Origin of the sequence: Nonomuraea purpurea (assembly GCF_042650645.1) — a bacterium.
GTDB lineage: Bacteria > Actinomycetota > Actinomycetes > Streptosporangiales > Streptosporangiaceae > Nonomuraea > Nonomuraea purpurea.
In genome coordinates this window covers 45,755-64,993 of the sequence record NZ_JBHSBI010000030.1, presented here as the reverse complement: position 1 = coordinate 64,993, position 19,239 = coordinate 45,755, and the positions used below count along the sequence as shown (strand labels likewise).

At 72.1% G+C, this 19,239-nt stretch carries 21 protein-coding genes; 3 read left to right on the top strand and 18 right to left on the bottom strand.

Annotated elements, in window-relative coordinates; genetic code table 11:
• Nucleotides 1-64: 64 nt before the first annotated feature.
• Nucleotides 65-472, bottom strand: coding sequence for a hypothetical protein (locus ACFOY2_RS41770; protein ID WP_379533666.1), 408 nt, complete (start codon nt 470-472; stop codon nt 65-67).
• 328 nt (nt 473-800) lie between these two features.
• Between ACFOY2_RS41770 and ACFOY2_RS41765 the strand changes: the two genes are divergently transcribed.
• A complete protein-coding gene (locus ACFOY2_RS41765) occupies nt 801-2,141 on the top strand; it encodes a cytochrome P450 (RefSeq protein WP_379533665.1) in 1,341 nt (446 codons plus the stop codon).
• 165 nt (nt 2,142-2,306) lie between these two features.
• On the opposite strand, the gene ACFOY2_RS41760 is transcribed toward ACFOY2_RS41765, so the two are convergent.
• The 8 genes from ACFOY2_RS41760 to ACFOY2_RS41725 form a co-directional block, all read right to left on the bottom strand.
• The gene (locus ACFOY2_RS41760) at nt 2,307-3,329 is read right to left on the bottom strand and encodes an ABC transporter substrate-binding protein (protein ID WP_379533664.1); all 1,023 of its coding nucleotides are present in this window, start codon (nt 3,327-3,329) and stop codon (nt 2,307-2,309) included.
• Entirely contained in the window at nt 3,326-4,141 is an 816-nt protein-coding gene (locus ACFOY2_RS41755; protein ID WP_379533663.1) for an ABC transporter permease, read from the bottom strand. The genes ACFOY2_RS41760 and ACFOY2_RS41755 overlap by 4 nt, the downstream gene beginning before the upstream one ends.
• Nucleotides 4,138-4,905 (bottom strand): ABC transporter ATP-binding protein, encoded by a 768-nt coding sequence (locus tag ACFOY2_RS41750; protein ID WP_379533662.1) that lies wholly within the window; start codon nt 4,903-4,905, stop codon nt 4,138-4,140. The genes ACFOY2_RS41755 and ACFOY2_RS41750 overlap by 4 nt, the downstream gene beginning before the upstream one ends.
• Nucleotides 4,902-5,516 (bottom strand): 4-carboxy-4-hydroxy-2-oxoadipate aldolase/oxaloacetate decarboxylase, encoded by a 615-nt coding sequence (locus tag ACFOY2_RS41745; protein WP_379533661.1) that lies wholly within the window; start codon nt 5,514-5,516, stop codon nt 4,902-4,904. The genes ACFOY2_RS41750 and ACFOY2_RS41745 overlap by 4 nt, the downstream gene beginning before the upstream one ends.
• On the bottom strand, nt 5,513-6,229 hold the full coding sequence (locus ACFOY2_RS41740) for a PIG-L deacetylase family protein (RefSeq protein ID WP_379533660.1): 717 nt from the start codon (nt 6,227-6,229) through the stop codon (nt 5,513-5,515). The genes ACFOY2_RS41745 and ACFOY2_RS41740 overlap by 4 nt, the downstream gene beginning before the upstream one ends.
• Nucleotides 6,226-7,137: a DUF6282 family protein gene (locus tag ACFOY2_RS41735; protein WP_379533659.1), complete on the bottom strand. Its 912-nt coding sequence runs from the start codon at nt 7,135-7,137 to the stop codon at nt 6,226-6,228. Before ACFOY2_RS41735 ends, ACFOY2_RS41740 begins: the two co-directional genes overlap by 4 nt.
• Nucleotides 7,138-7,220: 83 nt before the next feature.
• Entirely contained in the window at nt 7,221-8,525 is a 1,305-nt protein-coding gene (locus ACFOY2_RS41730; RefSeq protein WP_379533658.1) for a cytochrome P450, read from the bottom strand.
• A gap of 63 nt (nt 8,526-8,588) precedes the next feature.
• Nucleotides 8,589-9,341, bottom strand: coding sequence for a methyltransferase domain-containing protein (locus ACFOY2_RS41725; protein WP_379533657.1), 753 nt, complete (start codon nt 9,339-9,341; stop codon nt 8,589-8,591).
• 28 nt (nt 9,342-9,369) lie between these two features.
• Here ACFOY2_RS41725 and ACFOY2_RS41720 point away from each other — a divergent pair, with 28 nt between their 5' ends.
• Nucleotides 9,370-9,777: a MerR family transcriptional regulator gene (locus tag ACFOY2_RS41720; protein WP_379533656.1), complete on the top strand. Its 408-nt coding sequence runs from the start codon at nt 9,370-9,372 to the stop codon at nt 9,775-9,777.
• Between the two features lie 40 nt (nt 9,778-9,817).
• Here the strand turns inward: ACFOY2_RS41720 and ACFOY2_RS41715 are convergent, their stop codons facing one another.
• The gene (locus ACFOY2_RS41715) at nt 9,818-10,051 is read right to left on the bottom strand and encodes a heavy-metal-associated domain-containing protein (protein WP_379533655.1); all 234 of its coding nucleotides are present in this window, start codon (nt 10,049-10,051) and stop codon (nt 9,818-9,820) included.
• A 188-nt stretch (nt 10,052-10,239) separates the two neighbouring features.
• Between ACFOY2_RS41715 and ACFOY2_RS41710 the strand changes: the two genes are divergently transcribed.
• A complete protein-coding gene (locus ACFOY2_RS41710; RefSeq protein WP_379533654.1) occupies nt 10,240-11,190 on the top strand; it encodes a helix-turn-helix transcriptional regulator in 951 nt (316 codons plus the stop codon).
• Between the two features lie 108 nt (nt 11,191-11,298).
• Here the strand turns inward: ACFOY2_RS41710 and ACFOY2_RS41705 are convergent, their stop codons facing one another.
• Genes ACFOY2_RS41705 through ACFOY2_RS41670 form a run of 8 tightly spaced genes read right to left on the bottom strand, consistent with a single transcriptional unit; the run spans nt 11,299 to nt 19,216 of the window.
• Nucleotides 11,299-12,114 carry an alpha/beta fold hydrolase gene (locus ACFOY2_RS41705; protein ID WP_379533653.1) on the bottom strand — a complete coding sequence of 272 codons (816 nt, stop codon included), beginning with the start codon at nt 12,112-12,114 and terminating at the stop codon, nt 11,299-11,301.
• A gap of 53 nt (nt 12,115-12,167) precedes the next feature.
• A complete protein-coding gene (locus ACFOY2_RS41700; RefSeq protein ID WP_379533652.1) occupies nt 12,168-13,529 on the bottom strand; it encodes a nucleotide pyrophosphatase/phosphodiesterase family protein in 1,362 nt (453 codons plus the stop codon).
• Entirely contained in the window at nt 13,526-14,653 is a 1,128-nt protein-coding gene (gene eboE / locus ACFOY2_RS41695) for a metabolite traffic protein EboE (RefSeq protein ID WP_379533651.1), read from the bottom strand. The genes ACFOY2_RS41700 and eboE overlap by 4 nt, the downstream gene beginning before the upstream one ends.
• Entirely contained in the window at nt 14,653-15,504 is an 852-nt protein-coding gene (locus ACFOY2_RS41690) for a TatD family hydrolase (protein WP_379533650.1), read from the bottom strand. The genes eboE and ACFOY2_RS41690 overlap by 1 nt, the downstream gene beginning before the upstream one ends.
• Nucleotides 15,504-16,097 (bottom strand): EboA domain-containing protein, encoded by a 594-nt coding sequence (locus ACFOY2_RS41685; RefSeq protein WP_379533649.1) that lies wholly within the window; start codon nt 16,095-16,097, stop codon nt 15,504-15,506. Before ACFOY2_RS41685 ends, ACFOY2_RS41690 begins: the two co-directional genes overlap by 1 nt.
• A complete protein-coding gene (locus tag ACFOY2_RS41680) occupies nt 16,094-17,068 on the bottom strand; it encodes a sugar phosphate isomerase/epimerase family protein (RefSeq protein ID WP_379533648.1) in 975 nt (324 codons plus the stop codon). The genes ACFOY2_RS41685 and ACFOY2_RS41680 overlap by 4 nt, the downstream gene beginning before the upstream one ends.
• Complete coding sequence (locus ACFOY2_RS41675) at nt 17,065-18,039, bottom strand: SCO3242 family prenyltransferase (protein WP_449290157.1); 975 nt, start codon at nt 18,037-18,039, stop codon at nt 17,065-17,067. The genes ACFOY2_RS41680 and ACFOY2_RS41675 overlap by 4 nt, the downstream gene beginning before the upstream one ends.
• A complete protein-coding gene (locus ACFOY2_RS41670; protein WP_379533647.1) occupies nt 18,023-19,216 on the bottom strand; it encodes an inositol-3-phosphate synthase in 1,194 nt (397 codons plus the stop codon). Before ACFOY2_RS41670 ends, ACFOY2_RS41675 begins: the two co-directional genes overlap by 17 nt.
• Nucleotides 19,217-19,239 lie beyond the last annotated feature (23 nt).

Here is a 19,239-nt window from a genome sequence, read left to right as displayed (position 1 = left end):
ATGATCAGGAGATCACACGGTGTGCGAGTGCCGCTAATCGCGGGAGATTCCCTAACAAATCCGGTTAAGAGGTCCGCAGCGGGCCCGGGTCGGAGGCGATCGCGGCGGCCACCTCGCGGCTCCTGCGGGCTGCCGCGCGATGCCAGGTCGCGCGTTCGATGTGCTCGTCCGGGTCCCCTCGGCCCTGCCAGACGTCGCGTTCGTGGCGTTCCGCCGCCCGGTCATGGGCGCGGGCGTTGAGCAGGAGAGCCTGGCGGCACCGCGCCCGCGCCTCCCGTACCCGCTCGGCCGCCTGCTCCCGGTCGTAAGCGGGCAGGGCCTCGGCCGCCCCGCCCTGCTGGACCTCGCGCAGGCGGGCCCGTATCACCGTCAGGGCCGCGGCGAACTGCCGGGCGCGCGCTCCCGCCGATCGCGCCCTGTCCGCATGCCCTCTCGCGCTGCGTGATCCCGCGCTGCCGCTCTGCTGCCCCATTCCTCGATTGTGCGCCGCAGGGAAGAAATGGGAAGTGCCCGCATCCGGCGGCGAGCGGCCATCACCCAAGCGTGCCGAGGCGATGGCACGCGCCCGCGTCCCACGCCATTTGCCGGTGCGCTCATTACGGGGTTTCCTGCTTGATCCAAACTCTTGCAGTAACCGCTGGTATACGTGATGCTTACAGACCTTGACCTAATAGGCCGATAGCTCCAAGAGCGCGTTACTTGTGCCGTGGCATTTGCGGCGACGTGGCGAAAGGAGCGGCGACCAGGAAAGGCAGTCCTACACCGTGACTCACGGCCCGTGGCGGGAAACGCTCGCGACGATGTCCCCGGAACCGCTGATGACCAGGGGCTACGACGCTCACCCAGCGATCGAGCACGAGCGCCTGCGCAGCAAGTACGGCTCCGTCGCCCCCGTCGACCTTCTGGGGGTTCCCGTCTGGTTCGTCCTCGGCTACGAGGAGGTGCTGCACGTCCTGCAGAACTCGGGCGGCATCTGGACCAAGAACCCGGCGCGGTGGCAGGCCTACGTGGAGGGCCGCATCCCGGCCGACTGGCCGCTGCTGCCCGTCTTCCAGGTCGACAGTTCGAACTTCGCGGAAGGCGCCGCGCAGCACCGGTTCCGCAGTGCGTGGACCAAGGCGCTCCAGCCGTTCCAGGACCACACCCATCCCCAGGCCAAGGTCCTGGAGCAGGCCATCAAGCGGTACGCCGACGACCTCATCGGCCTGCTCGCGGAGGGCGGCCCCACGGGTGCGGCGGACCTGTCGGCCCAGTACGCGCGTCCGCTCCCCCTGATGGTCGCCAACCGCATGCTCGGCTTCTCCACCGCGCGCGGCGACGAGGTGGTGATGGACATCTGGCGGTTGATCGACGCCGGGCCCGAGTCCGCCGCGGCCTTCGAGCGCCTGTACGCCGCCATGATGGAGCTCGCGGCCCAGAAGCGCGAGCAGCCCGGGGACGACCTGCCCTCCTACATGATCCAGGCCCAGCCCGACCTGACGCAGGACGAGCTGGCCCGCGAGCTGCTCATGCTGCCCGCCCTGCTGGACTTCTGCGCCGGCCTGGTCTGCAACGTGGTCGTCGAGGTCGTCTCCAACCCGGCCGTGCGGGAGAGCCTGTCGGTCGGAGCGATCGACGAGACGGTCAACCGGGTCGCGATGCTCAACCCGCCGATGGCCAATCTGACGTTCCGCTTCCCCGTGAAGGACGTGAAGATGGGCAACTACACGATCGCGGCCGGCGACGCGGTGATGTTGTCCGTCGCGGCCGCCCACGCCGATCCGCGCTTCGCCGGGGCGCTCGACCCGCACGCCATCCGCAGCACCCGGGCGCACCTGGCCTGGGGCGCGGGCCCACATGCCTGCCTGGGCCAGCGGCTGGCCACCCAGATGGCCACGGTCTCCGTGCATCGGCTCTTCAGCCGGTGCACGAAGGTGAAGCTGGCGCTGCCCTCCGACCAGCTGCCCTGGCGACCGTCCCCGCTCGTGCGGGCCCTGCGTTCCCTGCCCATCCAGTACGAGCTCGACGAGCGCCGCGTCCCGGGCGCGGCGAGCGCCGAGGCGCCTGCGGCGCAGCAGTCGGCGGAAGACGTCGCGGCCAAGCAGGCGCAGCAGCGTTCCCCGTTGTGGAAATTCCTGCGCAGCCTGCGGTTCGGCCGGTGAGGTGTTCAAGACACGCTGACTTTCGTAGGGGTGCCGGGTGACGATCGGCGGATGACCCACCCGATTCCCCCCTGACAGGCTCGCCGCTGCGGGACCGGCTGCCGGTTCCCTCCGGACGTCCGAAGGCGCTGAGCTGGTGAGCGTGCCGGGGCCCGGATGGTTTCCTCAAGGCCCGGTGAGGCGCAGTGCCGGTGGCACGATCCGTTCGTAGGCCGGCAGGTGCCTCACCAGGCCGGTGGCGCGGTGGAAGGCGATGGCCGTGTCGAAGGACTCCCTGGCGAAGCCGATGTCGCGCGGCATCTCGCTGCGCATCAGGCCGGGCAGCTCGCTCAGCGCCTTCGGATCGATGCCCTTGAGGTAGGCCGCCAGCATCCGCGTGATCTCGGCCTCGTCGGCCTCGTGGATGAAGCGCTGGGCGCGCGCGATGGCGTTCTGGAAGGCGGCGACCTCGCCGGGCTTCTTGTCGATGATGCGCTGCGTGGTGAAGACGACCCCGTGGGCGGTTCGCTCCAGCCCCTGCACGTCGCCGGCGGCGGGCGAGATGTAGCGGGTGCCGATCCCGGCCGCCGCCGCCTGCTGGGCGATGGGCTGGAAGAAGGCGAGCGCGTCCACCCGTCCCGCCTTGAGCGCGCCCAGCGCCGAGGCGGCGGTGCTGCCCAGGTTGACCAGCTCGCAGTCGGTGGCGGAGTCCAGGCCGACCTTGGCGAACAGGTACGTCACCAGCGCCTCGGTCCCGCTGCCCGGACCGGTGATGCCGATCTTCTTGCCGCGCAGGGCTTGGATGCGCCGCTCGAGCGGGTCGGCCGGGGTGGCGCCGGCGAAAGCGGAGCCGACCACCACGTCGACGTAGTACCGGTCCACCAGGTTGGCCACCAGGCGGCCCTTGTCGTCGATCCTGGCCAGGTTGAGCGCGTCGGTCAGCACCCCGGCGCCCAGGTCGATGCTGCCCGACTTGAGCGCGGCGGCGACCTTGGCGCCGGTGCCGAGCCGGGGCCGCTCGCCGAGCTTGACCCCCTCCTCGGTGAAATATCCCTTCTGTTCGGCGACGAAGAGCGGGAAGAACGCGATCGAGTTGCTGATCTGGCCGACGTTCAGCACGCCGGGCGGCGTCGTCGAGCTGCGTTGCGCGCAGCCGCTCGCGACCAGGGCGGCTCCGGCCAGGACGGCGATCATGTCCCGGCGCCTCACCGCTCCGCCCCCATCGGCTTCCACCGGCCGGCCCGGCGGTCGAGCAGCCCGACGACCAGGTTCAGCAGGGCCGCGATCACGCTCAGGACGGCCAGCGTGGCGAACACCCCGGCGGTGTCGAACTGCGCGGCCGCGTCGTTGATCAGGTAGCCGAGCCCTCGGTTGGAGGCCACCAGCTCGCCGATCACCGCGCCGATGAGCGCGTACGGAATGGCGACCTTGAGCCCCGTGAGCAGCCCGGTCATCGACGAGGGGACGACCACCTTGACCATGATCTCGCGCCGGCCGCCGCCCATCAGGCGGACGGCGTCGATCAGGCCGCGGTCCACCTCGCGCACGCCCGCGGCGGTATTCAGGAAGACCAGGAAGAACACCGTCGCGGCGGCCAGCAGCACCTTCATGTGCATGCCGATGCCGAACCAGACGATGAACAGCGGGGCCAGGGCCACCTTCGGGATCGCGTACAGGGCCATGATGAACGGGTCGAGCACCCGGTAGACGGCCTGCGCCGAGGCCAGCAGGAAGCCGGTCAGCGCACCGGCCGCGGCGCCGAGCACGAAGCCGTAGACGATCTCCTGCACGGTGATCCAGGTGTTCGACCAGAGCGTCCCGTCCTCGTGCCACTGGAGCAGGCGGGTCCAGATGTCGCTCGGCCTGCTGGTGAAGGTGATGTCGAACCACCGCTCAGCGGTCAGCTCCCACACGGCCAGCAGCGTCACCACGAGCAGCACCCGCAGGGACCACACCGTGACCGTGCCTCCGTGCCGGCTCCACCAGGTCCGATCGAGGCGCACCGTGTGGATGGCGGTCATTGCGCCCCCTCCCGCAGGGCCGTGGTCAGCTCTCTGTGCAGGGCGAAGAAGCCCGGGTCCACCCGCAGCTCGTCGGCGTCCCTGGGTCTGGGCAGGTCGATCGGCCGGTCGAGGACGATGCGCCCGATCGGGCCGAGCACGACGACCCGGTCGCCGAGCAGCAGCGCCTCCTCGATGTCGTGGGTCACGAACACGACCGTCTGGCCGCTGTCCGCCCACAACCGCAGCAGTTCCGCCTGCAGGTCGCCGCGGAGCTGGGCGTCGAGCGCGCCGAACGGCTCGTCCATCAGCAGCGTCTCCGGGCCGCCCGCCAGCATTCTGGCCAGGCTGACCCGCCGTCGCATGCCGCCGGACAGCTCGCGCGGGTAGTGCCGTTCGAACCCTTCCAGGCCGACCCGCCTGATCAGCTCCGCCGCGCGTTCCCTGCGCCGTCCGGCGGGCACGCCGCCGATCTCCAGGGGGAGCTCGACGTTCCTGCGGACGTCCCGCCACGGCATCAGCGTGTCGGACTGGGTGAGGTAGCCCATCTCCGTGCGCGGCCCCGAGACCGGCTCGCCTCGGTAGAGCACCTGCCCCGAGGTCGGCGTGGTGAGCCCGGCGAGCAGGTTCAGCATCGTCGACTTGCCGCACCCGCTGCGGCCGAGCACGGTGACGAAGCTGCCCTGCGCGATCTCCAGGTCGAAGTCGCGCAGCGCGAGGATGCCGACCCCGTCCTTGACGAACTGCTTGGTCAGCCCGCCCACCCTGATCACCGTGCCTCTCACGACGCGTCCTGGGCCCGCATGCCGTACGCGTCGTAGCTGAGCTCGCCCGCCCGCCACCGCTCGCGCAGCCCCGCCTCCTTGGCCAGCCGCTCGCGGACGGCGGCCACGGTCGCCTCCAGATCGGAGGCGGGCACCACGGCCGCGCCGTCGTCGTCGAGGACGACCAGGTCGCCGGGGCCGATGGTGGCGCCGCCGACCGTGACGGGCACGTTCACCGCGCCGCGGACGTTCTTGCCGGCCCCCTTGACCCGACGCCACCGGGTCCACACGGGCAGGCCCAGCTCGCGCAGGTCGGCGACGTCCCGGACGGCCGCGTCGACCAGCACAGCCGCGGCCCCGCGTGCCAGCGCCTGGGTGGCGAGCAGGTCGCCGAGCAGGGCGACGGGCCTCGGTTCCGGCATGGTCAGCACGAGGACCTCGCCGGGCCGCACGTGCGCCATCACCTCGTGGACCGTGCGGTTGTCGTCCTGACCGCACAGCGCGGTCCTGGCCGGTCCGGCGATCGCGCGGCCCGGCAGCAGGGGCTCGAAGCTCTCGTCGATCAGGCCGCGACGCCCCCTGGCCTCGTACACCGTGGCCACCCCCGCCTCGGCCAGCTCATTCACGCTCACAACGCCTCCACCACGTTCGGGAGCAGGCGCTGGAACGCCTCCGCCTGCCGGATCCCCGCCTGGCCCGTGACCTTGCGGGCGTGGTTGCCGCGCTGGTCGGCACGCTGGCGGTAGTACTCCTGCAGGTAGCGCTGAGCGGCCATCGCGGCCATGGCCTCGATCTTGCGGTCGAAGACGGGGGTGATGTCCACGTAGACCGTCGGGGTGAAGCGGCACAGCTCGGGCTGGTGCGGTTCGAACACCAGGAACTCCGACGGCGGCGCCGTACGGAAACCGCTGGCCACCCCGGCCCCGGAGGTGAGGAGCCGGGCCTGGGCCACCGCCGCGTGCGCGGCCGGGTGGTCGGGGTTGAACGGGTCGTGTTCCGGGTGGGTGAGCACGACGTGCGGGGCGAAGTCGCGCATCAGTTCGGCCAGCCGTTCGACGGCCTCCTGGCCGACCCTGAGCGGGTAGTCGCCCAGGTCGAACGCCTCGAACCGGGCGCCGACCGCGGCGGCGGCCTTCGTGGCCTCCTCATGGCGGACGCGCTTGACGTTCTCCTCGGTCTGACCCGGCTGCTTCCACAGCTCGCCGGACTCGCCGCGTTCGCCGTACGACAGCGCGACCACCAGGGCCTCGCCACCGCGCGAGGTGTGCCGGGCGACGGCGCCCGCCGCCCGCCAGACGAAGTCCGCGCTGTGCGCGCCGACCACCAGCATCCTGCGTTCGCTCATCGCGCACCTGCCATCCGCCGGGAGTTGTCGACAGCCATGGTCCAGATGTCCTTTTCCGTGAAGCCCTCCGCGAGCAGCCGGTCGGCGAGCAGGGCCAGACCGTCCTCCACGGGCGGGTTGAACGGCTGGCCGAGGTCGCTGGAGAGCACGGAGTGCTCGGGGCCCACGGCGGCGATGTGCGCAAGCCAGGTCTCCCAGGTGACCTTGCCGCTGTGAGGGGTGGTGAAGCAGCGTTCGAGCAGGGCGCCCTTGGCGGCGAGCGCCCGCTGCCTGTCGATCGCGACGCGCTGTGAGGTGAATTCGGGGTGGGTGACCACGATGCGGCGTACGCCCTGCGCCACGGCCGCCGTCACCACCGCGTCGATCTCGTCCGCGCTGAGGTGGCCGGTGGCCAGCGTCATGTCGTGCTTGGCGATCAGGCGCAGCACCTGCCTGGTCCGTTCGAGCACGGCGCCGTCGGGGCCCACGACGTCCACGGGGTCGGCCGCCATCCCGGCCTCCCGCAGCTCGTCCTGCAGTCTGGCCCACATGGGCGGCGTGGCCCCTTCCGGGTCGCCGACCGTGCAGGCGCGCTGGTTGGCGCTGTCGACGGTGGGCAGCCACACGACCTGCGCGCCACTCCTGGCGGCGATCTCGACGGCGATGGGGTTCATGCCGCCCACCGCCGCGTTGAGGGTGAGCGCGCCGACGGCGCCGAATCCGGGCACCGCGGCCCGCACCACCGCCGCCCGCTCCGCCGTGGGGACGTAGTGCGACTTCAGCACGAACCCTGCCAGGCCCACCTCGGCGAAGCGCGCCGCCAGCGTCAGGTCGTCGATCCGGCGGCGCATCACGTCGGGCGCCACGTGGATGTGGATGTCGTAGGCGCCCGCGACGAGCTCACGGGCGCGCGCGGAGGGCTCGGCCATGCCGTCTCCTCATATTGTCGGCAACTTGATGAAACAAATTGTTAACAATAGCCCCACATCGGTCAAGACCTGGAGACGACTGGTCAGATTGTCAACAATCTGGGTGCCAGGTTCATGCGGATGTCGTCGGCCGCCCACAACACGAACCGTTCGACGGGGACCACGTCGTGCCCCGGGACCGGCTCGAAGCGGAACCTCCGCAGCAGGACCGCCAGCACCAGCTCGGCCTCCACCATGGCCAGGCTCGCGCCCTCGCAGCTACGCGGCCCGAGGCCGAACGGGATGTAGGCGTAGCGGGGCCGCTTGGCGACCTCGTCGGGGGCGAAGCGGCCCGGGATGAACGCCTCGGGGTCCGGCCAGTAGCGGGGGTTCATGTGCACGGCCCAGAACGGGTAGAAGATGGTCGTTCCCGCGGGGATGTCGTAGCCGGCCAGGACGAGGTCCTCCGTGCTCTCGCGGGCCCCGTAAGGACCCGGCGGATACAGCCGCATCGACTCCTTCAGCGCCATCTGCAAGCAGGTCAGCCGTCTGAGGTCGGCGTAGGCGGGCGCGGCCCGTCCGTCCAGGACCCGGTCGAGCTCCGCCGCGACCCGCTCGGCCTCCTCGGGGTGACGGGACAGCAGATAGAGGGTCCAGGAGACGGCCACGCCCGTCGTGTGGTGGGCGGCCAGCATGATCATCAGTACGGTGTCCCGCACCCGCGCGGAGCTCATCCCCGCCTCGGCCAGGGCGGCGACCAGATGATCGCCGCCCGGCTCCGCCGAGGCGAGCACGCCGTCGACCACCTCGCGCAGGTAGGCCAGCGCCCGCTCGGCGCGACCGTCCCCCGCGCCCGGCTCGTACATGCGGCCGAGGTACTCGGTGAGCACGACCTCGAACGCCGTCACCGCCTCGTCCGGGTCGTCCACGCCGCCGCCGAGGGCGTACTGGCAGATCATCCGCAACGACAGGGCGCTGAGGTCCTTCTGCAACTCGACCTCGCCGCCCTGGCCCACCCACCGGTCGGCCAGCTCGCCCGCCAGCGCCGCGAACCCGTCGAAGTGGGCCTCATGCGAGCGGCGGCCGGCCAGCACGGACAGCAGCGCCCGGCGCAGCGGCGCGTGCTCCTGCGCGGGGAGGGTCTGCAGGTTGCCCGCCTCGCACAGCGGGGCGAGGAACTCGAACAGTTTCTCCGGCCGCTTGTTGATCCCGGCGGTGGCTTCCAGCAGCACCGGATCGGCCACCGAGACCGCCGTGTCCGCGCCGGGCAGCTGGAAACGCACGATCGGCCCGTACTCTTCGTGCAGCCGTAGCTGGTAGGCGTGCAGTCCGCCGGCGGCCGCGATGGCGCGCAGGCCGCCGTCGTCTCGTAGGGGTGGTCCTGGAATCACCGGCACGATCGCCTCCATGAGAAATAGATCTCCTCCACGTATCTCTCCGGAGCGCCGGGTTGGCAAGGACCCGGTGATCGATCACATGGCGGGCAGCGTCCCCGCGACCACGAACATGGGCACGGCCAGGAACATCCGGCCCGACCGGGCGCGGCCGGTCTGCTCGGCCGTCCAGGCCGCCTCCTGCCCGGCGGTGATGGCGCCGGCCACGCGGGCGGCCTCGGCCAGGCCGGTGAGCATGGGCAGCATCGTCGTGTCGGTGAAGACGCCCAGGTCCGCCTTCACCTCGACGTCGATGAACCCGGCGTCCAGCAGCAGGTTGCGGTAGCGGCGGGCGGCCCGCGGGTTGGTCGTCAGGTCGGCGCGGGCGTGCACGATGGTCCGGGTGAGCGCGGGGTCGTCGGAGTCGATGAGGAAGCCGTCCCAGTCCTGGCCGGTCAGCACGGCGCGTCCACCGGGAGCGAGCACGCGCCGGGCCTCGGCCAGCGCCTCGGCGGCGTCGGCGATCTCGTGGAAGACCTTGTCCGCCCGGTAGCCGGCGACCTCGCCGTCGCCGAGCGGCAGGGCGCAGGCGTGCCCGGCCCTGAAGTCGGCCTCCGGCCAGCGGTGGCGGGCCAGCGTGAGCATCTCGTCGGCGGGGTCCACGCCGATCGCGCGGGCGCCGCGATCGGCCAGTTCGGCCGCCGCCCGGCCGGCGCCGCAGCCGACGTCCACGACGGCGGCCCCAAGGGGCAGGCGCAGCAGTTCGTAAGAGCGCGCACGCAGCGCGACGGCATCCGGCAGAGCGTCCACGACGTCCAGCAGCCGGATGAGGGATTCCATGGGAGTAGACATGGGGGACAGCATGCGACTTAATGTCGACATGAAGTCAAGCGCGATCATGAGCATCGGCGACATCGCGGCCCGGTTCGGCCTGGCCACCCATGTCCTGCGGCACTGGGAGTCGATGGGCCTGCTCGCCCCGGCCAGGATCGGCGGGGAACGCCGCCGCTACGGGCCCGACGATCTCTACCGCGTGGCGGTGATCCTGCGGGCCAAGGAGGCCGGGTTCAGCCTGGACGAGATCCGCGAGATGCTGGCCACCTCCGACGCCGCGGCCCGGCGGGAGGTCCTGGTGCGGCGGCGGGAGGAGCTCGCGCGGCGCATCGCCGAGCTCCGGACGTCCCTGGATCTCATCGACTGCGCGCTGACCTGCGACCATGACGACTTCGCCAGTTGCCGGCACTTCCAGTCGATGGTGGCCGAGCGGATCTCGCTGACGCGGGCGTGACGCCGGGCCCGCCATGGCGGCGGGCCCGGCTATGGGCGGGTCAGGGCGTCACGACGGCGCACCCGGCGGCGTCCATGGCCGCCCGGATCAGGGCGTCGTCGACGGGGCCGTCGGTGAGGATGCTCACGCGGGCCTCCTCCGTGTTGACGTCCACGCCCACGACGCCCGGCACCTGGATGAGCTCCGACTTCACGGACGCGAGACAGTGCTCGCACGCCTCCGGTGTCAGGCCGGTGACGTCGTAGGTGACAAGGCTGTACGCAACGGTGATCAATGTGGTTCCTCCTAGATTTTCGCCTCTTCCGGGATCGTCCCGCGTAATGGGCCTTCATGGACGGCCAGAAAGCTTCCGAATGAGGACATGGCGGAAACCAGAACCCTTTGCCGACAAATGCCTAAATATGGCAGTCTTCAGGGTCGGCCCAATGTGAAGGGAGTCCGGTGGAATCGGGGGATGACCGCATGGCGCGCTCTGTTTACGCCCGCATGCGCGAGCACGGCGAGTCGCTCACCGAGGCCGCCGAGAAACTGCGTCTGACCGCCGCGGACCTCGACCGTGCCCGCGACCAGCTCGGCCGGCTTCACCTGCTGAACCAGGACACCCAGACCGCCGCCGACCTGACCATCGCGCTCAACCGCAACCTGGAGAGCGGCCACCGGATGCTCGACAGCCTCGTCGAGCAGCACGTCAGGACCGCGACACTGGCCAAGCACTACCTCGGGCTGCCGTCCCGTGCGGACAACCACGCGCACGTCGAGTCCTTCGTCTCGCCGGAGCGGCGCGAGCAGCTCACCGAGCGCATCGACGAGTTGGCGGAGCTGGCCGAGCACGAGGTGGTCAGCATGCATCCGATCGCCTACTGGACGCGCGAGTCCCTCGAGGAGGGCCTGGCCCGCAGCCGGGCGACCCTGCGCAGGGGCGTGCGCGTACGCGCCCTGCACGCGCAGATCGCCATGTCGAACCCCCTGATCCGCGAGTACATGGCGCGCTGGCAGGAAGTCGGCATGGAGGTACGGGTCACCCCTGTGATCCCCACCCGCATGCTCATCTACGACCGCAGGAACGCGATCGTCCAGGCCGATCCCGGGGGCTCACAGGCGGGCGCCCTGCTGGTCCGCGGCGGCGGGCTGGCGAAGTCCCTCGCGGCGATCTACGACTACTGCTGGACGACCGCCTCCGAGCCCGAGGACGTGCCCGGCTCCCCCGACGGCTCCGCCCTCACCGGCCAGCAGCGCGCGGTGCTCGGCATGATGGCCGCCGGGGCCAAGGACTCCGCCATCGCGCGCAGCCTGGGGGTGTCGACGCGCACGGTGACGCGGCTGGTCAGCGAACTGACGACGCTGCTGGGGGCCGGAAGCCGGTTCCAGGCGGGCGTACGGGCGGCCCGGCTCGGCTGGCTCGACGGCGACTGACGGCTGCCGCACCACGGCGCCGCGTGGGCGACCGGCTTGCGTTGGTCGTGGGCGGCAGCAGCGCCGCGTGGGCGACCGGCTTGCGTGCGTCGTGGTCGGCCGGCCCGGCTAACGACTCGTGAGCACCTCGACGAGCTGTTTGGCGAACTGCTCCGGCTCGTCGGTGAACCCGCTGTGCGCGCCGGGGAACTCGACCAGCTCGATCCCGAGCCGTTGCGCCAGCACGGCGGCGGGCCGGTACGGCAGGTGCCCCCTGCTCTCGCGCCCGGCCGCGAGGACCAGCTTGTCGGCCACCCGGCCGAGCGCGGCCAGGTCGGGCACGTGGGAGGTGAACTGCCGTAGCTCGTGCTCCATCATGATCGGCGCGTTGGCCATGAGCCTGGCCGTCATCTCCTCGGCCCTGGGGGTGGCCGGGCTCGGCATGCCCTTCATCGTGCCGCCGATGCCCGCCACGAACCGGGCGGAGGCCGCCGCCAGCCCCTCCTCGCGGAAGAGCCGGTGGACGTCCTGGACGAAGGCGAGCTGCTCGGCGGCGTCCGGCAGCACGGCGAAGGACGGCGGCTCGTGGGCGACCAGGCGGCGCACCCGGGAGGGATGCCGGGCGAGCAGGTCGAGGCCGACGATCGCGCCGCTGCTGCCGCCGAAGACGTAGGCGGGCCGGTCCGGGCTCACCGCGTCGAGCAGCAGGCGGGCGTCCTCGCTCTGCACCTCGACCCGCTGGTCCACGGAGTGCGGGCTGTCGAGGCGGCTGCGCGAGTAGCCGCGCGGGTCCAGGGTGAGGAGGGTGAAGTGCGCGCCGAGCGAGCCGGCCACCACGTCGAAGACGGCCGCGTCGCCGCCGCCTCCCGGCAGCATGAGCAGGACGGGGCCGGCGCCGCCGACCTCGTAATAGAGGTCGGCTCCCGGCACGGACAGCGTGGTCATGGTCGTTCCTTCCACTCGATTGCCTAGGAATATTAGCTTATTTCCTAATACTCCTAGGAACAAGCGAGGCGGAGCAGCAGATCCTTGACCTCCACGGCCTCGTACCGGTCCCGGGCGGCGGAGGCGTCGGAGCAGAGCAGGACGGGGGCGTCGGCGGGGTCGGCGGGCAGGAGCCCGTGGGAGCCGCGCACGGTGCGGGCGCCGGCGTCGAGGCCGACGACGTTCATGAGGTAGCGGAAGCCGAGCTTCTTGCGCAGCAGCGCCACCGCGGCGCGGCGCTTGGCGGCAGCGGGGGCGGCCGGGTCGAAGAAGAGCTCGGCGGGGTCGTAGCCCGGCTTGCGGTGGATCTCCACCAGGCGGGCGAAGTCGGGGGCGCGGTCGTCGTCGAGCCAGTAGTAGTAGGTGAACCAGGCGTCCGGCTCGGCGAGCAGCACCAGCTCACCCGAGCGCGGATGGTCGAGGGCGTGCGCCGCCTTGCCGTCCTGGTCGAGCACGCTCGCCACGCCCGGCACGGACGCGCACAGTTTCGCCACGGCCGGCACGTCGGCCGGGTCGCGGACGTACACGTGGGCGACCTGGTGGTCGGCGACCGCGAACGCGCGCGACGTCCACGGGTCCAGGTACTCCATGCCGTCCTGCGTGTGGACGCGCAGGAGGCCCTCGGCGCGCAGCGCCCTGTTGACGTCCACGGGACGGGAGACGTCGGTGATGCCGTACTCCGACAGGACCACCACGGTCCTGTCCCCCGCCGCGTCCAGCAGCGGGGTCAGGACGGCGTCGAGCTCGGCGGCGGCCGCGGCGCAGCGGGGGTCGGAGGGGCCGTAGCGTTGCAGGTCGTAGTCCAGGTGCGGCAGGTAGGCCAGGGTCAGGTCGGGGTCGTGGGCGGCCATGATGTGCTCGGTGGCGCGGCAGATCCAGGTCGAGGAGGCGATGCCGGCGCCCGGCCCCCAGTAGCTGAACAGCGGGAACGTGCCCAGCTTCGCGGTCAGCTCGTCGTGCAGCCCTGGCGGGTCGGTGTAGCAGTCGGGGTCCTTGCGGCCGTCGGCGCGGTAGATCGGCCTCGGGGTGACGGTCCAGTCGACGTCGGCGCCCATGGCATACCACCAGCAGACGTTGGCGACGGTGTAGCCGGGACGCTCACGGCGGGCGGCGTGCCAGAGCTTCTCGCCGCCGACGAGCGCGTTGTGCTGACGCCACAGCAGGACCTCGCCGAGGTCGCGGAAGTACCAGCCGTTGCCGACGACGCCGTGCCCGGACGGCGGCAGGCCGGTGAGGAACGTGGACTGCGCCGGGCAGGTGACGGCGGGCAGGACCGTGCCGAGCTCTGCCTGGAAGCCGACGGCGCGCAGGCGCGGCATGTGCTCCAGCAGTCTCGGGGTCAGCCCCACCACGTCCAGGACCAGTAACGATGTCATGCCTTCACTCCCAGGTCGCGCAGCTCGGCGCGGGCGAAGTCCAGCTCAGAGGCGATGCCCGCGGCGAGCTGTTCGGGGGTGCGCGGGCGCAGCTCGGGCGGGAGCACGCCCCAGGTGTAGGTCTCCACGTCGAAGTGGTCGCACAGCGGGTACGGGCCGCCGGCCAGCTCCTTGAGCGCCTCCCGCAGCACCGGGGCGGTGGTGGCCAGCGGCGGGGCCGGGGTGGCGTGCAGCGGCACGTGGTAGTGCACCCGCCACGGGCCTGGCAGCTCCTCGCGCAGCGCCTCGTCGAGGTCGTCGGCGGCGCCTCCCCCGGGATTGCGGGTCTGGTGGAGGAAACGGGGCTCGGCGTAGGCGTCCAGCGCCCTCGGATCGTCGCTCTGCAGGGCCGCCGAGAGCTGGACCTTGACGATGGGCAGGCCAGCCGCGCGCAGGGCGGCCACGGAGTCGGCGGGGCGTTCCCAGGCGCAGGCGAGGTGGGCCAGGTCGAGGCAGACGCCGAGCCGGTCGGTGTCGGCGCCGCCCAGATGGGCGACGGCCTGGGCGGTCGATTCCACCACGCAGCCCGGCTCGGGCTCGAAGCCGACCCGTATCGTCCGCCCGCCGGCCGCCTCGACGGCGGCCAGGCCGTCGGCGAGCTGGTCGAGGCGGCGGGCGGCCCGCTCGGCCATGGCGGCGTCCCAGGGCTCGCGCCAGGCGAGCGGCAGCGTGGAGACCGAGCCCCTTGCCGCGTCGTCGGGCAGCAGGTCGGCCAGCACGCGGGCCAGGTCCAGCGTGTAGGCCAGGCGCCTCGGCGTCGTCCAGTCCGGGTGGTAGACCGCGTGCTTGACGACCGGGTCCTGGAACGAACGGTAGGGGAAGCCGTTCAGCGTCACGACCTCCAGACCCCGGACGTCCAGCTCGCGGCGGAACCTGGCGCGCAGCGCCGGGTCGGCGGCCAGGGCGGCGGCCACGGGCGCGGCCAGCCAGAGGCCCAGGCCCAGCACGTCGGCGCCGAGCAGGTTCCTGATCGGGACGGCGTAGGCGTCGAACTGGGCGACGATGCCGTCGAGGTCCTCGGCGGGGTGCACGTTCGTGCAGTAGCTCAGGTGCAACGGCGTGCCCGACGGGTGGCGTAACCGCATCACTCGCCGCCGCGCTTGATGGAGCTGCCGGCGAACGTCGGCTCGCCCGCCGGGGCGGCGGTCAGGTCGAGGCGTCCCGACTGACCGTAGAACTCCACCGGGTTGTGCCACATCACCCGCTCGACGTCGTCCTCCTCGAACCCGGCCGCCAGCATCGCCCTGGCGGTCTCCAGGGTGAGCAGCGGGTCGGAGACGCCCCAGTCGGCGGCGGAGTTGATCAGCACCCGCTCCAGGCCGTGCCGGCGCAGGATCTCCACCATGCGCGGCGGCGACATCTTGGTCTCGGGGTAGATGGAGAAGCCCATCCAGCAGCCGGAGTCGTGGACGGGGCCGACGGTGACCTCGTTGAGGTGGTCGACGACGACCCTTCCCGGCTCGATGCCCGAGGCGGCCACGAGGTCAAGGGTGCGCCGGGTGCCGCGGGCCTTGTCGCGGTGCGGGGTGTGGACGAGGGCCGGCAGGTCGTGCTCGACGGCCAGGGCGAGCTGGCGTTCGAAGGCGTCGTCCTCCTCCGGGGTCATCGAGTCGTAGCCGATCTCGCCGACCGCGACCACGCGGTCCTTGTCCAGGTAGCGGGGCAGCACGTCCAGGACGGGCCGGCAGCGCGGGTCGTTGGCCTCCTTAGGGTTGAGCGCGACGGTGGCGTGGTGGACGATGCCGAACTGCGCGGCCCGGTACGGCTCCCAGCCGATCAGCGAGTCGAAGTAGTCGGTGAACGAACCGGGGTTCGTGCGCGGCTGCCCGAGCCAGAACGACGGCTCCACCACCGCCACGACTCCGGCGGCGGCCATCCGTGCGTAGTCGTCGGTGGTGCGTGAGGTCATGTGAATGTGCGGGTCGAAGATGCGCATCAGGTCTCCTCACTGGTGAGACGGTGGAGCAGGGCCGAGGCGTCCTCGGGCATGGGGCGGCCGGCCGCGGCGCGTTCCTCGGCGAACGCGGCCAGCATGCTCGCCAGCTCCGTGTCGGCCCGCTCCTCCAGCAGGTCCACCCGATCCAGCGGCACGCCCATGAACACGCACTTGAGCACCGCCTGCCGCCAGGCGGCCTGGTCGAGGTGGCGGGCGTACGGGCCGAGGGCGGCGGCCAGCAGGCGGGCGTCGTTGGTGCGGATGGCGTCGTGCAGGAGTGGCAGGGCCCGCGCGCCGATGGGCAGCAGGGGCAGGGCCTTGAGCACGGCCCGCTTCTCGTCGGCGTCACCGTACTGGTAGAGGTCGCCGGTTTCCTCGGTGAGGCGATCTGGTGGGAGCGCGGCCAGCAGCAGGGCGCGGGCCGCCTCGTCCGCCGTCCAGTCGGGGACGTCCGGCAGCGGCGCCCTGCCGGTTCGCCGTCCGGCCGCGGCGAACGATCGTGCGATCGTGGTGGGCTGGTCGAGTGCGGCGTCCAGCCAGGCTGAGGATGGGGTGCCGCGCAGCGCGGCACGCAACTGCTCGGGGCGGATCACGTGGTTGCTCCTTGCGCATGATGTGGGGGGACATCCGCTCGCACCTGATCCGGCCCTCTCGGCGGGGGCCGCGCCCTGCCGCCTCCCTCCAGTCGCACGGACGCCCGCTCGACTCCGGCCTTCGCTTCGGCCCTGGCATCGGCTTGGGCTTGGGCTTGGGCTTGGCGGAGGAAGGCGAGGGAACGGGCGGCCACGGCGGGGGCGGCGTGCGAATGGCGGGGCAGCTCGACCGCGACCAGGCCCCGGTAACCGGAGTCGGCCAGCGCGCGCAGCACCGGCGGAAAGTCGATCTCCCCCTCGCCGAACTCCAGATGTTCGTGCGTGCCCCGGCGCATGTCGTCGATCTGCACGTTGACCAGGTGCTCGGCGACGGCCGCCACGCAGGCGGGCACGGGGTCGGGCTCGTTGCAGCGGCAATGACCGATGTCCAGGGTGATGCCGAACCCGTCCGGCGCTCCCAATGCCGCACGTAACGCCCGCCAGCCGCCGATCGTCTCGACCAGCATCCCCGGCTCGGGCTCGAACCCCAGCGGCACACCGTCCGCGACCTCCAGCACGCGGGCGCACCCGTCCACCAGCCGTCGCCAAGCCAGGTCAGGGTCCACGTGGGCCGGGCGTACCCCGGACCAGAACGACACCGCCTCCGCCCCCAGGTCGGCGCCGATCGCGACGGCCCTGCGCAGGAAGTCGATCCGCGTGTCGCGGTCGTCGTCGAGCAGCGTGGGGGCGTGCTTGCGGCGTGGATCGAGCAGGAAGCGGGCGCCTGTCTCGACGACGACGGCCAGGCCGAGCGCACGCAGACGGTCGGCGACCGCGGCGACGTGCCGGGCGAGCCCGTCGGCGTAGGGGTCGAGGTGGTGGTGGTCGAGGGTCAGGGCCACCCCGGCGTACCCGAGGTCGGCGATGACGTCGAGGGCGTCCGGCAGGCGATGGTTCGAGAAGCCGTTGGTTCCGTAGCCGAATCTGATCATGTCGGGGACAACTTCCTGGCCAGACGCCGCGCCAGCGGAACCGCCAGGGCGACGGCGAGCCCGGCACGCACGGCGCCGGCGCGTGCGGCGAGCGCCCCTTGGAGGGCGGGCAGGCCCACGATGCCCGCGGTGACGGCGGCCCGCACCCGATCCGCCGACGGCTCGGCGGCGGCGTGGGCCTGGGGCGCGCCGAACTGACCGGCGTACCAGAGAGCGAGCCCCGCCGACACCCACCCCTTCGAGGCGCCAGGTGGGGGCCCGCCGACGTCGGCCCCCCGAACCGGAAACCGGAACGCGGAACCGGCACCGCCGGACCCAAGCCCCGAGACGGCGGCCAACTCCCGAGACCGAGCGGCTGGGAAGGCGGGTTGGAAAGCGGTTGTGGCGGCGAGGGCGACAGTGCCTGTGAGGGTGGCGGCCGGGAGGGTTCGGGTGGTGCTGGAGACCTCGCCGCGTGACAGGGCGGTGAGTAAGTAGGTGTGGGCGGCGATGGTGAGCGCGGCAGGGAACGCGTCGGCGGGCGACCGGCCGGGGGTGGCGCCCAGCAGTACGTCGAGGCCACGGCAGAGCGCCATCGCCAGCGGCCCCGCCGGCGTGTGCTTGGCGACCAGGTCGTACCCCCAGACGGCGACCGCCAGGGGAACGGCGACCGTCAACGCCCTGCGGCCGCCGGCCAGTCCCGCCGTCCCGATGCCCGCGACGGTGAGCCCGGCCGCCACGGCGAGGGCCGCCCCCGGCCTCACCCTGCCGGAAGGGATGGGACGGTCGGGCCGCTCAACCGCGTCGATGCGGCGGTCGGCCCAGTCGTTGGCGGCCATCCCGGCCCAGTACAGGCAGACCGACGAGCACGCCAGACCGAGCGTCCGCCCGCTGAGCGCCTGCCCCGCGGCGGCTCCCGCGATCACGTCACCGGGCACGGACAACGCGGCCGGAGCCCGGACGAGCTCGGCGAGGTCACGCAGGGCCATCATCAAGCCTCGCCGGGGAGGGCGTGTGGGTGAGGGTTTCGACGAGGGTGCGGAGCGCCTGCCATTGGTCGGCCAGTGCGTGCGGGACCTGGCCGAGAGGGTCCTTGAAGAAGAAGGCCAGCTCGGTCAGCGGCCCCGTCCGTCCGGCGCGGTGGGCGGCGGCGGTCAGCCGGGCCAGGTCGAGGACGAGGGGCGCGGCCAGGGCCGAGTCGCAGCCGTGCCAGGTGAACTCCATCCGCATGGCCGTGCCGAGGAAGCCCTCGAAGGTGACCAGGTCCCAGGCGGTCTTGAAGTCGCCCAGGTCTTCCAGGTAGTCGATGCGGGTCTCGCCCTGCGGCGCGTAGCCGAGCGTCTCGGCCAGGACGCGCTGCTTGCTGGCCGCCTTGGCCGCGTTGGCACCGGGTTGGGCGAGGTTGGCCCCGTCGCCGCCGCCCAGCAGGTTGACGCCGGACCAGGTGCGTACCTTGAGGTTGCGCTGGGCGAACATCGGGGCGAGGACCGACTTGACGAGCGTCTCCCCCGTCTTGCCGTCGTGCCCGGCGTACGGCAGGCGGCGTTCGCGGGCGAGCGCGTCGAGCGCCGGGAGTCGTGCGCCCGTCGACGGCGTGAAGTCGACGTACGGGCAGCCCGCGACCAGGGCGGCGTAGGCGGCCAGCGCGCTGGGGGGCAGGACGGGGTCGGGGCCCGTGAGTGCGGTGCGCAGCGTTTCGAGGTCGTGGTGGGCGGGGTGTGAGGGCGGGGCGGGTTCGGTGGTCGAGACGTTGATGACGATGATCTGGCCGAGATCGTGGCGGTGGCGGAAGAGGTCGAGGTCCGCGCGAATGGCCTCGACCGTCTCGGCCTGGGAGCGGGTTCCCGGCTCGGAGGGCTTGGTCGTGGGGAGGGGGCGGATGTCCTGGTCGATGGCGAGCAGTTCGTCGTGCACGGCCCTGACCAGCGCGGCGGGAACGACGCCCGCCTCCGCCAGCGCGGCCGCCTTCTTGTCGAGGGGAAGGCCGGTGATGTCGTGCCCGCCGAAGACCAGGTCGCCGATGCCGGGCAGGATACGGTCACGTAAGTCGGGTGATTCCAGGACGCAGCCGGTCGGCGGCGCCAGGCCGGACCGTATCGCGAGGGCTCCGATCATGCTGGTGACGGCGACCGAGCCACGAGCGCCGATCAGCCATACTCCCGTGCTCATCTCATCTCCTTCACACGCGGGCG

Bases quoted from the DNA above. Each gene is read 5' to 3' on its own strand.
- ACFOY2_RS41670 (WP_379533647.1), bottom strand. From the start codon at position 19,216: ATGAGCACGGGAGTATGGCTGATCGGCGCTCGTGGCTCGGTCGCCGTC.
- ACFOY2_RS41705 (WP_379533653.1), bottom strand. From the start codon at position 12,114: ATGACCACGCTGTCCGTGCCGGGAGCCGACCTCTATTACGAGGTCGGC.
- ACFOY2_RS41730 (WP_379533658.1), bottom strand. From the start codon at position 8,525: ATGGAGGCGATCGTGCCGGTGATTCCAGGACCACCCCTACGAGACGAC.
- ACFOY2_RS41770 (WP_379533666.1), bottom strand. From the start codon at position 472: ATGGGGCAGCAGAGCGGCAGCGCGGGATCACGCAGCGCGAGAGGGCAT.
- ACFOY2_RS41700 (WP_379533652.1), bottom strand. From the start codon at position 13,529: ATGACATCGTTACTGGTCCTGGACGTGGTGGGGCTGACCCCGAGACTG.
- ACFOY2_RS41755 (WP_379533663.1), bottom strand. From the start codon at position 4,141: ATGACCGCCATCCACACGGTGCGCCTCGATCGGACCTGGTGGAGCCGG.
- ACFOY2_RS41735 (WP_379533659.1), bottom strand. From the start codon at position 7,137: ATGGCCGAGCCCTCCGCGCGCGCCCGTGAGCTCGTCGCGGGCGCCTAC.
- ACFOY2_RS41680 (WP_379533648.1), bottom strand. From the start codon at position 17,068: ATGATCAGATTCGGCTACGGAACCAACGGCTTCTCGAACCATCGCCTG.
- ACFOY2_RS41720 (WP_379533656.1), top strand. From the start codon at position 9,370: ATGAAGTCAAGCGCGATCATGAGCATCGGCGACATCGCGGCCCGGTTC.
- eboE (WP_379533651.1), bottom strand. From the start codon at position 14,653: ATGCGGTTACGCCACCCGTCGGGCACGCCGTTGCACCTGAGCTACTGC.
- ACFOY2_RS41675 (WP_449290157.1), bottom strand. From the start codon at position 18,039: ATGATGGCCCTGCGTGACCTCGCCGAGCTCGTCCGGGCTCCGGCCGCG.
- ACFOY2_RS41765 (WP_379533665.1), top strand. From the start codon at position 801: ATGTCCCCGGAACCGCTGATGACCAGGGGCTACGACGCTCACCCAGCG.
- ACFOY2_RS41725 (WP_379533657.1), bottom strand. From the start codon at position 9,341: ATGTCTACTCCCATGGAATCCCTCATCCGGCTGCTGGACGTCGTGGAC.
- ACFOY2_RS41690 (WP_379533650.1), bottom strand. From the start codon at position 15,504: ATGCGCATCTTCGACCCGCACATTCACATGACCTCACGCACCACCGAC.
- ACFOY2_RS41710 (WP_379533654.1), top strand. From the start codon at position 10,240: ATGGCGCGCTCTGTTTACGCCCGCATGCGCGAGCACGGCGAGTCGCTC.
- ACFOY2_RS41740 (WP_379533660.1), bottom strand. From the start codon at position 6,229: ATGAGCGAACGCAGGATGCTGGTGGTCGGCGCGCACAGCGCGGACTTC.